The organism is Nitrospira calida, assembly GCF_976986435.1.
The window spans coordinates 2,197,480-2,209,549 of the sequence record NZ_OZ335950.1; the positions used below are offsets into that span (position 1 = coordinate 2,197,480).

The 12,070-nt window shown below is 59.0% G+C and carries 10 protein-coding genes; 7 read left to right on the top strand and 3 right to left on the bottom strand.

Annotation, left to right across the window (positions count from 1 at the left end):
- The first annotated feature begins 203 nt into the window (after positions 1-203).
- From ACWHTU_RS10770 to ACWHTU_RS10790, 5 genes are all read left to right on the top strand, one after another.
- Positions 204-3,539: a DUF2309 domain-containing protein gene (locus ACWHTU_RS10770; protein ID WP_447859355.1), complete on the top strand. Its 3,336-nt coding sequence runs from the start codon at positions 204-206 to the stop codon at positions 3,537-3,539.
- Between the two features lie 16 nt (positions 3,540-3,555).
- Positions 3,556-4,923 carry a bifunctional folylpolyglutamate synthase/dihydrofolate synthase gene (locus ACWHTU_RS10775; RefSeq protein ID WP_447859356.1) on the top strand — a complete coding sequence of 456 codons (1,368 nt, stop codon included), beginning with the start codon at positions 3,556-3,558 and terminating at the stop codon, positions 4,921-4,923.
- A 247-nt stretch (positions 4,924-5,170) separates the two neighbouring features.
- Complete coding sequence (locus tag ACWHTU_RS10780; protein WP_447859357.1) at positions 5,171-6,184, top strand: isocitrate/isopropylmalate dehydrogenase family protein; 1,014 nt, start codon at positions 5,171-5,173, stop codon at positions 6,182-6,184.
- Between the two features lie 14 nt (positions 6,185-6,198).
- Positions 6,199-6,555, top strand: a complete 357-nt coding sequence (locus ACWHTU_RS10785) for an isocitrate dehydrogenase (RefSeq protein ID WP_447859358.1) — start codon at positions 6,199-6,201, stop codon at positions 6,553-6,555.
- A gap of 161 nt (positions 6,556-6,716) precedes the next feature.
- Complete coding sequence (locus ACWHTU_RS10790) at positions 6,717-7,325, top strand: Na-translocating system protein MpsC family protein (protein ID WP_447859360.1); 609 nt, start codon at positions 6,717-6,719, stop codon at positions 7,323-7,325.
- A 689-nt stretch (positions 7,326-8,014) separates the two neighbouring features.
- Here the strand turns inward: ACWHTU_RS10790 and ACWHTU_RS10795 are convergent.
- A complete protein-coding gene (locus tag ACWHTU_RS10795; RefSeq protein ID WP_447859361.1) occupies positions 8,015-8,197 on the bottom strand; it encodes a hypothetical protein in 183 nt (60 codons plus the stop codon).
- Between the two features lie 633 nt (positions 8,198-8,830).
- Here ACWHTU_RS10795 and ACWHTU_RS10800 point away from each other — a divergent pair.
- Both ACWHTU_RS10800 and ACWHTU_RS10805 read left to right on the top strand, forming a co-directional pair.
- Positions 8,831-9,076 (top strand): ribbon-helix-helix protein, CopG family, encoded by a 246-nt coding sequence (locus ACWHTU_RS10800; RefSeq protein ID WP_053382021.1) that lies wholly within the window; start codon positions 8,831-8,833, stop codon positions 9,074-9,076.
- Positions 9,077-9,078: 2 nt separating this feature from the next.
- Positions 9,079-9,513: a putative toxin-antitoxin system toxin component, PIN family gene (locus ACWHTU_RS10805; RefSeq protein ID WP_447859362.1), complete on the top strand. Its 435-nt coding sequence runs from the start codon at positions 9,079-9,081 to the stop codon at positions 9,511-9,513.
- A 285-nt stretch (positions 9,514-9,798) separates the two neighbouring features.
- Here the strand turns inward: ACWHTU_RS10805 and ACWHTU_RS10810 are convergent, their stop codons facing one another.
- Both ACWHTU_RS10810 and ACWHTU_RS10815 read right to left on the bottom strand, forming a co-directional pair.
- Positions 9,799-10,509 (bottom strand): hypothetical protein, encoded by a 711-nt coding sequence (locus ACWHTU_RS10810; RefSeq protein WP_447859363.1) that lies wholly within the window; start codon positions 10,507-10,509, stop codon positions 9,799-9,801.
- 165 nt (positions 10,510-10,674) lie between these two features.
- A complete protein-coding gene (locus ACWHTU_RS10815; RefSeq protein ID WP_447859364.1) occupies positions 10,675-11,943 on the bottom strand; it encodes an integron integrase in 1,269 nt (422 codons plus the stop codon).
- Between the last annotated feature and the right edge of the window lie 127 nt (positions 11,944-12,070).

The window sequence follows — 12,070 nt, forward strand, 5'->3', positions numbered from 1 at the left end:
CTTCCTTGTCACGTGCAGCTCCGCACGTCACGTGTATCACTGCACGACGTGCGGCACGCGCAAATTTCTTTCGACAACCGTGAGCGAGACGAAACGTCCACGTTTTTCTTTCACCTTCAGAGAGTTCCGCACGAACCGCGATGCAAAGAAGGATTCGGCCTTGTTCTTGCTACCCGCATCGGCGCAAACAGGAGACTGTGCGAATGACGAACGCACCGGACAGCATGGCTGAACCCTATACGGATGCTCAGCGAATGGAGCTGCGCTCCCATGTGAATCTCGCAGGAGAAGTCGTCGCCAAGCTCTGGCCGATGCGCACCTTCATCTCGCGAAACCCGCTGCAGGGGTTGGAACACCTGAAATTTGAAGAAGCCGTCCGGCGGGGCGAACAATTATTCGGCGGGCGGGGGTATCTGCCTCTGAATCTGTACCGGGAAGAATTTTTGCGCGGCCGTATCCGTTCCCTCGACGTCGACGAAGTATTGCGGCCACTGGCCTCCGACAAACATATCCAGTTTGGCGATCGCCGGCTGTCCCATCTGGATGTGCTTCGGACGGCACTGATCCATGGCTTGCATGTTCGGCCGTTTGACGAATTGTCATCAAGTGGCGAGAGCCGTCGGGAACAGTCGCCACACGATATCAACCGCGTGATTCGGTGGACGTACGAGGTCGCGGCGCAACATGTGCCGGATCCGGTCAACGACCTCAACCGGTTCGAAAGCGACGACTGGCTTTGTCGGGAAACGCTGGCGGCGTGGTGCGATCGAACGTTGGGGACCGCCGTCATCGATCACATGAATCGACAGATGGTCAAGTGGTGCGCGGCTTTCTGCGACGAAGGAGAAGCGGCGTGGCCGATGCCTCACCGGGCACAGACATTTTTCCGCGCGTGGAAAGCGGCGGCCCGGTACGATGTCGGATTGGCCTGGATAGGAATCAAACGGGCGGCGGAGAAGCTGAGCGCCCTGCCCGACTGTCCGGAGGACGCACTGCTTCACTCGCTGAGGAGGCTCGGAGTACCCAAACCGGCGTGGCAAGAGTACCTGTCGTTGCATCTCGCCGCCTTGCCAGGATGGGCCGGGCTGATCAAATGGCGGGCCGAACAAACTGCGTATCCCTGGCAGGATTTTTATCGGATTGACCTGATCATGTATCTCGCGGTGCGCCTTTTTTATGAGCGGGAACTGGTGACAGTTGCCTGCCGAACGGCGTTGGCGTGTTCAGGGGATGTCGATTCCATCCGGGACTATGCGAGGCAATTTCCCCATGCGGTGTGGTTCAGGAGAGCGCTTCTATCAGGTCGCCTGCCGCACGAAGCCCGGCTGGAGGCCGCCCGTCTCCGGCGGCGGTGGCGGCGCGCGGACCCGCGAACATGGGAAGAAATGGGCCGACGCTGGATCGACACGTACCGTCGCCTTCGCCGCGAAGAATTCATCGCGGAACAGGCGCGTCTGATCGTCCGCCTGGCGGAGACTCAGGGGATGAAAACTGACTTGATCGCGATGACTTCACCGAGTGATCTTTCGACGCTCCTTGATTGGCTCCTAGCGTTTCCTCCCCGACTGCACGCTTTGAAATGGCTCGAAGCCTATGAACTGACGCACCAGAATCATGTCCTGCGACAACTTATCAGGCCGCCGGTCTGCCGAGGCGACCTGCGGTCAGGATCCCGCGATCCGGCTCGGCCGCTGGCACAGTGGGTCTTCTGTATCGACATACGATCCGAGGTGTTGCGACGGCATCTCGAGCAGCGCGGCGGATACGAGACCTTTGGGTTTGCCGGATTTTTCGGGTTACCCATGTCCTACCGGTCATTGGACGAACTCCATGAGTCGGCGCTCTGTCCCGTCCTGCTGAAGCCCAAACATTTAATCCGGGAAGTGCCGCGGGCCTATCACGGCGAACGTGCGCAACAGCGCAAAAGAAGGGCGCGATTTGCCAAATTCTGGAGGGAGTTGCTCCACGACCTCAAACACAATGTCATCACCCCCTATGTCATGGTCGAAGCCGTCGGCTGGTTCCTGGGGGTGCCCTTGCTCGGAAAGACCTTGTGGCCGCAGGCGTATCACCGCCTGGAACAGTGGTTCAACACCGTCATGATGCCCGCGGTCGCGACCACGCTGACGGTCGACAAACTTGGGATACCGGAAGCGGAGGCCATGGTGGCTGCCGAACAACGGCTGCAGATTGCGCGATGGCTGCGGGGACGATTCCACATCGCCGGCAGCCGGCTGACCGTCCACGTTCTAGAAAGCATCCGCCAGCAGGCGTTGGAGACCGATCCGGAGACCGCGATAGTGCCGGGAGCGCTCGCCCAACTCCTGGCGATAAACCCGGCTCGCGAAAGGGCCGTGATGGAGGAACTGCGCCGGGAGTGCCGTTTGACGCCGCGCGCCGCGCACGCTCGGTTTGATCGGATCACGCAGACCGGATTCACGCTCACCGAACAGGCGTACTATGTGGAGACCTCGTTGCGGCTCATGGGCCTGACCGGGCCGTTCGCCCGCCTCGTGGTGCTCTGCGGCCATAGCAGCACCTCGCAGAATAATCCGTATGAGTCGGCTCTGGACTGCGGAGCCTGCGGAGGCAGTTCCGGTCTGCCGAACGCGCGGACGTTCGCCATGATCGCCAACCGGCCGCAGGTCCGTGAGGTGCTGGCTCAACGGGGGCTTATGATCCCGGCGGACACCCATTTCCTCGCCGCGCTTCACGACACCACGACGGATCGGGTCCGGATCGTGGACCTGGAAGATGTGCCGTCGACCCACCGAAAAGATCTCGCGCAGCTCTTGCACGATGTGCAAGAGGCCGGCACCGCGGCAGCGACGGAACGATGGGCGAGATTGTCCATGTCTCCGCCTTCCAATGCTCCCCGGGGCTGTGTACGGGCGGTGGAACGGTGCAGCCTCGATTGGGCCGAAGTGCGCCCGGAATGGGGACTGGCTAGAAACAGCGTGTTTATCATCGGTCGACGCCGATTGACCCAGGGAATCGACTTGGAAGGGCGAGCGTTCCTGCATTCGTACGATCACACTTTGGACCAAGACGGCAAGCTGCTGGAAATCATCATGACGGCACCGTTGATCGTCGCCCAATGGATCAACCTGGAGTATTACTTCTCGACGGTGGACCCGGGGGTGTACGGCAGCGGCAGCAAGGTCTATCACAACGTCACCGGTCGCATCGGGGTCATGACGGGAAACCAAAGCGACCTCCGTATGGGGCTGCCGGTGCAGTCGGTCATGAACGGCGCGCGTCCTTATCACGAACCGATGCGTCTCACCGCGCTCATTGAAGCTCCGCTCGGACGGATCATGACGATCCTCGATCGTCAACTGTTTCTGAAGACGCTGTTCGCCAACGGATGGCTCAGACTGGTCGCGCTGGAGCCGACTGAAGACCGGTTCTATCGCTACGACCCCGCAGCCGGATGGACGGTTATTTCCGCAGCAATGATCGCACAACCGGGTGACGAGCCTGTCGCCGCGCCCTTCATTCATGAGGGGGCGGGAAGGGAGTCATATGTTTCGTTGTAACACCGAGGGGTTTCCCATGTATCCGGCCCTCCCCTCTTCATCCTATGAGCAGATCACGGATTTCCTCCGTAAGATCGAAACCACCTGCATCCTGAACGGCAGGCCGTCGGATGGCACGGTGAGTTTCGGTGCGATATCGCGATGCCTTCACGATCTCGGCCGACCGGACCGGAAGTATCGGTCCGTGCACGTGACCGGGACCAACGGCAAGACGACGGTCTGCCGCATGATCGCGGCGCTGCTTCAAAGAAGCGGGATGACCGTCGGTCTCTACAGCAGCCCGTATTTTGGCACGCATCGTGAGCGCATTTCCGTCAACGGCCGACCAATCAGCGAGCAGGAGTTCGTTGACGCTTGCAATCATGTCAAACCGTTCATGGATTGGGAGGGGGTTGAACTCAGCCCGTTCGAGTTTCTCACCGCTGCGGCGTTCTTTGCCTTTCGTCTGGCCAAGGTGGACTATGCCATCATCGAAGTCGGTATTGGCGGCCGGCAGGACGCGACCAATGTGATCGCGCCGGAAGTCTCGGTCATTACGAACGTGGATTACGACCACATGGATGTGCTCGGTGACACCCTGGAGCAGATCGCCGCCGAGAAAGCCGGGATCATTAAGCCGTTCACGCCGGTCGTGTGCGGAACGATGCCCGATGGGCCGCGCGCTGTCGTCATGACGCGCGCCGCAGACATCAAAGCTCCCATTCTGTTGATCGGCCAAGAATATGAGGTCGTGAATTTTACCCGCCTGGGCCTGAAAGCCCGTGCCTCGTTCAGGGTCGGTCAGCGGGTCTGGCGCGACGTGGAGATGAATTCTCCGGCCGCCTTCATGGCCACGAACGCCGCTCATGCGCTGGCCGCCTATGACACACTGCGGCGCCGCGGATTGGTGCCCGACCTCGATGAAGCGGCTCTTCGCGCGGTGTTCGAACAAATCGAACTCAGCGCCTGTTGCGAGGTGGTGCCCGGCGCTCCGGTGGTGTTGTTGGACGGCGCGCACAATGCGGCAGCCGCGGCCAGTCTGGCTTCGATGCTTCGAAGCACCTTCGAAGGTCGCCGAAGCGTGCTGGTCATCTCGATCGATCCCAAGAAAGAGTACGAGAAGATGATTCGCCATCTCGCTGATGCGGGAGCCGACCGAGCCATTTTCACCTCTTGTCCGCATGCGGCCTCCGTCCCCCCGCAGGTTCTCGCAGAACTATGGCGATCGCGGACCTCTGCCGCTGCCGAGGTTCTGGAAGACCCCGATGTTGCCTTTTCCCGAGCCGTCGTCGCAGCCGGTTCTCAAGGCCAAGTCGTGGTAACGGGTTCTACCCAGCTTGCCGGCTATTGTTGGCGCCTCGCCAAAGCGAATGCCGCCAGCCGGGTCGGCCGCGAGTCAACATAAGGATAAGGATCGCGAGCGCGCGTGCACGGCGCATCGCCCGGTGCGTGTGTTTCCGCACGCCAAGGGCCGCTCATGACGGAACTTCGTGCCCCTTCCGATCCCTTCGAAACCGCGAAGTCCGCGGTCTCCCTCTGGCCTCCTCCTATTTTGGGCTTGCGCAGGCCCGTGGAATCGCATTTGCACATGGTCAGCCTGCCAAAGGGGAGCGGATGGTCCGATCGCCCTTGCTGCTTAAGGGAGGTTCAGGATGGCGAAACATGTCGTCACGATGATTCCGGGCGAAGGCACCGGCCCGGAGATTTGCGAGGCGGTGCGCATGGTCATCGACGCTAGCGGCGTCGATATTCAATGGGAGTACGAGGAGATCGGCCTCGACTGTTTGGAAAAGTACGGTACGTTGTTGCCGGACAAGACGGTCCAAAGCATCGCCAAAAACAAGGTGGCGCTGAAAGGCCCGACGACGACGCCGATCGGGACCGGTCACAAGAGCGCCAACGTGACATTGCGCAAGGTCTTCGATCTGTATGCGAACGTGCGTCCGGTACGGTTGATTCCCGGGCTGAAGCGCCCCTGGGACAAACTGGACATCATCAATTTCCGGGAGAACACCGAGGATTCCTACGCCGCCATCGAACACATGGTGTCCGACGAGGTAGCCCAATGTCTCAAGGTGATTACCTGGCCGGGATCCTATCGGATCGCCGATTTCGCCTTGAAGTGGGCGCGGGATAACGGTCGGAAGAAGGTGTTCTGCGTGCACAAGGCCAACATCATGAAAATGACGGACGGCCTGTTTCTTGAAGCCTTCCGCGCCGCGGCGAAGAAGTACCCTGACATCGAGACGGGGGACATCATCGTCGACAACTGTGCGATGCAGTTGGTCCGCAATCCAGGCCAATTCGACTGCTTGGTGCTGCCCAACTTGTACGGCGACATCCTGACCGATCTGTGCGCTGGCTTGATGGGTGGCTTAGGTTTCGCGCCCGGCGCTAATGTCGGTGACAACTGCGCGATTTTCGAAGCCGTCCACGGATCGGCGCCGAAGTACGCCGGGATGAAGAAGGTCAACCCGTCGGCCGTGCTCCTGTCCGGCGTGATGATGCTCCGCTGGCTGAACGAAAAAGACGCAGCGGATCGGATCGAGCGGGCCATGTTCCAGGTGCTGGAAGAGGCGAAGACGGTCACCTACGACGTGGGTGGAACTGCCAAGACGGACGAATACGCACAGGCCATCATCGACAAGATGCGCGCGGCGCGGTAAGTGAGGAGGACACAATGCCGACATTCACGCAGGAAGCGATCGCGACGAAAAAGAAGAAGGACATTAAATTGGTCGGGGTGGACGTCTACATCATCACCGACAAGGGCATTCCGAAGTTCGCCGACGGCGAATATGGACCCTTCAAATGTGAATTTATCTCTAACCGAGGGACGAAAGTCTGGCCGGGGTTCGTCAGCCCCGACCTTCTCATGGTGAATTGGTACCGTTGCCGGTTCATGGCGACACGGGACCTGCAGGATGCAGACGTGAACGCGTTTCTCGACGCGCTGACCAAGCGAGGCTGGTGGTGGTCCGCAGCACAGAAGCTTTGGAACTACGACGGCGAGCCTGGCTATAGCAAGGCGTACTAAGTAGCAGCCGGCAGCGAATAGCCAGTAGCCTCATCCCAACCATCTTTCCCTCTCCCTGCTGCTGGGAGAGGGAGGGGTGGGGGGATGCTCCGAACATCACAAGACGCAACGTCTCTTCTTCTCCGTCGGAGGGAAGAAAAGACGAGGAGGAGCGCTCCGCGATGAGCGCCCCCAGAAGAATCGCCCAAGAACAGGTCGGCGCTCTCGGTCCCGGAAGCCTACACGCGGAAGAGGCGGATGTCGCCTCCACCGCCTTCGATCGCGGGGCGTCGGATGTCACGGTGCCCCGGTCACTGGACGCCTTTATTCGCGACCGGTTTCGGACGACGCTGGAGGAGAAACCGACAGCGCACAGAAACCACACCCACAAGGTTCAGGAGTCGCCGACGATGAAGTGTGCGGCCAGAACGAAAGCCGAGATCGAGTACACGGTCATGTTGGCGGTGTTGAACTTTCAGACCGAGTTCATGAAGTCCACCTACACCCGCGCGCAGGTCCACATCAGCGACCATATCATCGAGGTAGCATTGACTCGCAGCGCCTCAGTCCCCGCGGAAGAACGGCTGGCGCAATCGCCGGAAGGGCGCGCGCTGCTGGAACAGGTCTATACAGCGTTGTTCAAATCCGGCGAGTCGCTGCTCCGGACCGAGATCGAAAAAGGCCTCGGCGTGAAAGTGCATCGGATTTTTGTCGACTTCGACGTGCTGTCCGGCACGCACACCATTCTTTTTCGCCTCGCCGAACCGCTCCATGCCGCCTCTCCGGGATGAGAGAGCTCGATTCGTCTTTCCCATACTTGATCCGCTGAAAAAAGCGGGAACCCATAGGGCTATCTGGACTGGCCACAACCCTCACACACAGTCGGAGTTGGCCTCACACTGTACGCAGGACATCGGTCTCGAACTTTTTTCCCAAAAGTAGCGTGTCCCTCTTGTGCTTTCCAGAACTCCAATAAGGGGTCAAACCCCTTTATTGTGAAACACGACAGTAACCCTCTCGTCGGGTTAGCATCGGAACTCTGGAAGGGATCAAGGAGCGACGCTCATTGCTAGCGAATTGACCGCTTACGTCAGAGGGCGTGTCATCGAAGCGGCTCGTTGTCGACGTCGATCTCCCCATTGTCGTCGCTTTGACGCCCACACCAACTCAACAGCCTCTTCAAGCCACTGCCACACAGCCTCGCGCGGCAGCGCCATCATATCCCATAGTTCTTCGGATGTGTGCAACCGTGGGTAATTGTACCGGTCTTTAAACCACTCCATAGGAAAGGCTGCGGGGACATCGGCCAGGTCCGAATAGAGTTCGTGCGGGAGCTGTTTACAGGAGGCGTAAGAGAAGAGATCCTCTGGACGCTGGATCATCATCGGGTCTCTTTTTGCCGTTTGATTTCTTCGAGGTAATGCAGGTCTTTCCGGTCGCGAGGACGTTCGCGCTCCTTTCATGGCTATCAGATCCTCGATCAAGGCGACCGGAATTCGAAGGCCGCCGAACTCAAACCACCACACCGGCCGATACGCCGCTCGAAATCGACCGGATTGTCCGAGAACAGATCCACCTGGCGGAACAGTGCCTTGGGTTGGTAAAACGTCCTGACCACGTCTCTCTTCTCTTCCTCCCACTGTTCTCGCTGTTCCTCAGACACCAAGTCTCAGGGATGGACCGGCTGTGGGGAACGTAGCCCATCTTGTCAATGCCTCGACCACCAGCATGAGATTATCGCGTGACAATCCAGCATCCGGTCCAGATCCACGGTCACACATGCATACCCGTGGAGGTTCACCGCAATGCCGCCGACCACGAGGTATCGGATGCCTACCAACTCAAATTTCCGAAAGACCTCTTCATACAGCTTCACGGCTCGGTGTAGAAGGAACCCTCTCACGTGGCAACTAGAAAAGCATCCTTTCGAGATGCCAACGCGTATTCCATTCCGCACAGTTTCGTCCGGCGTTTGATGTATCCGTAAGGGTCGCAAGGTTCATTGTTTCTGCCCCCCTCTGTATCTGACAGAAGTAATGAAAAGACTCCCCATCCCTTTTGTCCCCCCTCAAACCAGATGCTGGGAGACGCCAATTTCTACGGAAATCGGGACACAACCGGCGTGCCGAACGGTCCGGTGGAGCCTGTCCTGTCGATCCGAACTTTCGCGGCCAGTGATTCACGCCGTACGGCGAGGAAAGCAGACTGTCCCCTTAAATTCCCCGTTCCTCATAGGTAAACGTTGATCGATGCCCCGCTCGCCTGTATAATTTTGTCATACAGTGAGGAGGAGAACATGAAGCGCGGACGCGTGCCACTCACAGTCTCGGTGCCCTCCGAGTTGGCGACCAAGTTCGAGAAGCTGGCCAAGGCCGAGGCGAAGAACAAGAGCCAGCTCTTTCGTGAGATGGTCTCTGTGTACGAGCAGCGCCGGCGGGAGGAGGAGTTTCTCGCACTTCAGCGCTATGGTGCCAGACAAGCCCGCAAGAAAAGGGTGCTGACGGAAGCCGATGTCGAAGCCCTGGTCTTCCAGGACCGCTGACCGTGCGCGTCGTCTTCGACACGAACATCTATGTGTCAGCCTTTGGGATTCCTGGCGGCCGGGCGGAAGAAACCTACCTGGGCGCCCTCCGTGGAAGATTCGAACTTTTCACTTCAATCCCGATTCTCACCGAGACGGCAACGGTCCTCCAGAGCAAGTTCGACTGGGCGGAGCAGAAGACGCGGGAATTAGTGCAAGCAATCAGCCGCGTGGCCATCGTCGTCAGGACCGCTTCCCGTCTTCGTGTCGTAGAAGATGAGCCCGACAACCGCATCCTCGAGTGCGCAGTTCACACCCATGCGGACTTCGTTGTCACAGGCGATCGGCATCTCCTGACACTTGGGACATACAAAGGCATACAGTTGATCCGGTTAACCGACTTCCTCGAGCTTCTTGCGAGCGAAGAGCAAGCAAAGGGGTCGGAAGTCGATTTTTAACAGCAAGCCCGCGATTCGGGCAGAATCGCATCTGGCTCTGTCGTCCCCGCGCGGCCGCTGATGCTCTCGCCTATCATGTCATACGTAACGAAACGACTCCCGACCCCTTTTCATTTTCGCCCGTGTGTAACAAAAAGATTCCCGACCCCTTTTTCTTTCCCCCCACCATCGTGGGCACCTCCTTGACCGACATTGTACTGCACGGCCGGTCAGCCTAACGCGCGTGGTGAGCAGCAGCGGCGAGCGCATGCGAGCTAGCGGTCTGCTCCACTGCGGGGTTAGGTCTCAACAGTTCAGCGGCCACAGAACCCATTCCTTGACCAGTCTGAAAGTTATCTCCGGGAACTGAAATGTTTTCGAGGCAACTTCGAGCGGCGGCACGCGCAATAGGCACTCGGAACACGTGACGCCTTCAAACGGTACGATGACGTAATACGGATGGTCCAACAATTTGCCGAACCAACGCGGTGCCACAAACCAATCTGGTTGGCGCACGCCAGCCAGAGGTGCGCGGATGTCCATCTGGCGCACCCGGCGTGGGCCGTCGCCGGATTGCATGGAGGCAACTAAGCCATCGAGAAGCACTCTCGCATCCGCGAAGTCGAGGATGCTCGTTGCCTCGACTTGATGAACTTTCTGTGTCGCCTGATCAGTCAGAAAGAACGATCGTGAAGCAAATCGAACAATTTGCCCGGCGGGAATATGCAGGATGACACTGAACCCAATCCCCGCCCTGTCAGAAGGAGACGTGTTCGGCATCCGACTAGTCCGCATGACCGCGCTCAATTCTTCCAGGGAGTAGCTCTCAACGCCGATCATGACGCCATCAGGACCGGCCAGTACGAGCCGGTCCTCGGGACCAGCGCTGCCAGCACAAATGCTTTTCGTGTGCTGCCCACCGACGGCGAAAGGCTTCAGATAGGTGGTGGGCGCCGGAACACATGCCGAGACTGCAAAACTGGCCAAAACAAATATGGCAGTGGACGAAAGTCTCATCCGCAGTACGCCTGCTGATCGTTGAAACCTAACTATTGAGTATACTGATCGGCATAGTACGCGCCGATCGTCGCTCGCTCCAGCGGGAATCTTTTAGTTGTTCAATCAGTTGTCAATACTCCTGTGGGGCCTCGCCCGCGTGCTATGCTGACCGGCATAGTTCCGTTATAGCTGCAAAGGACTCAACCCGTCGACCAATCCATCAGCAGGACTCCGCACCCCTCTCCCACCACGGTTCAGCACATGCGTGTAGATCATGGTCGTTCGCACGTCAGTGTGCCCCAAGAGCTCTTGAACCGTACGGATGTCGTAGCCGTCTTCCAGCAGATGAGTGGCGAACGAATGCCGCAGCGTATGACAACTCGCCGGCTTGGCAATCCCGGCTTTGAGCCGGGCCTCCTTGATCGCCTTTTGCATGACCGATTCGTGGAGATGATGACGGCGGCGCTCTCCTGTGTCGCGATCAATGTAATGGCTCGACGCTGGAAACACCCACTGCCAGCCCCACTCCCTACTTGCGTTCGGGTATTTGCGTTCCAGCGCGTGAGGGAGGACGACTCGACCAAGGCCTTGTCGGAGATCTTCCTCATGCTGTTGTCTTACAGCCTTCAGATGCTGAATGAGTAACGCTTTGACGGCCGTGGGGAGCGGGGTGTAGCGATCCTTGTCACCCTTGCCACCTCGCACGACGATCTGGTTGCGGGATAGATCGAGGTCCTTGACGCGAAGACGGCAACATTCCATGAGGCGCAATCCGGCACCATACAGGAACATAGCCATAAGCCAGGGCGTGCCACTTAAGCAAACGAGTAGTCGTCTGACTTCCTCCTTCGTCAGCACGACTGGCAGTCGTTTCGGCCTCTTGGCGCGGACGACACCTTGAATGAGGCCGATCCTCTTCTCCAGGACCTCGTGATACAGGAAAAGGAGGGCATTCAGCGCTTGGTTTTGGGTCGAGGCGCTCATATGAGACTCCGTCGCCAAGCTTGATAGGAACTGCCCGATTTCCGGCTCGCCCATCTCTGCAACCGGCCGCCACCCATGAAAGCTCATAAACCGCCTGGCCCACTGACTGCATGTCTGCTCGGTGTGGCGGCTCAGGTGTCGGGCACGGGCGGCCGAACGGACCCGCTCGAGGAGTGGATGGTTTTCTGAAACACTGGGATCGGCCACCTGGGCACCTGTAGGCCGGTTGCAGTGCGCACGCTTCACCGGGCGAAGCCCAAGATCGATCTCGACTGGCTCTCCTGGAAAGAGGGCCAGTACCTGACCGATGGTTTGATCCGTGCGGGGAACGGTCCAGTGTTTTTCTTGCCGGTGCCAGCGGCGGCCAACAACGGTCTTGATCTTCGCCACACGTTCGGGGGAATAAGGGATCTGCACGATGAGTCGCCCTTCCTCCCCCGGCCTGATCCGAATCGGCTCCGCCGACATTCTCGATCCTTTATCGCGACTCCATCCTGCGAACCATCTTGTTCTCGCCGGCTCCGCGATAGTTCCAGGTCTCCGCCGGGGAACGACGCGGCGCATTTTCAGCCGATTCATTAACTCCGTCTAGGGC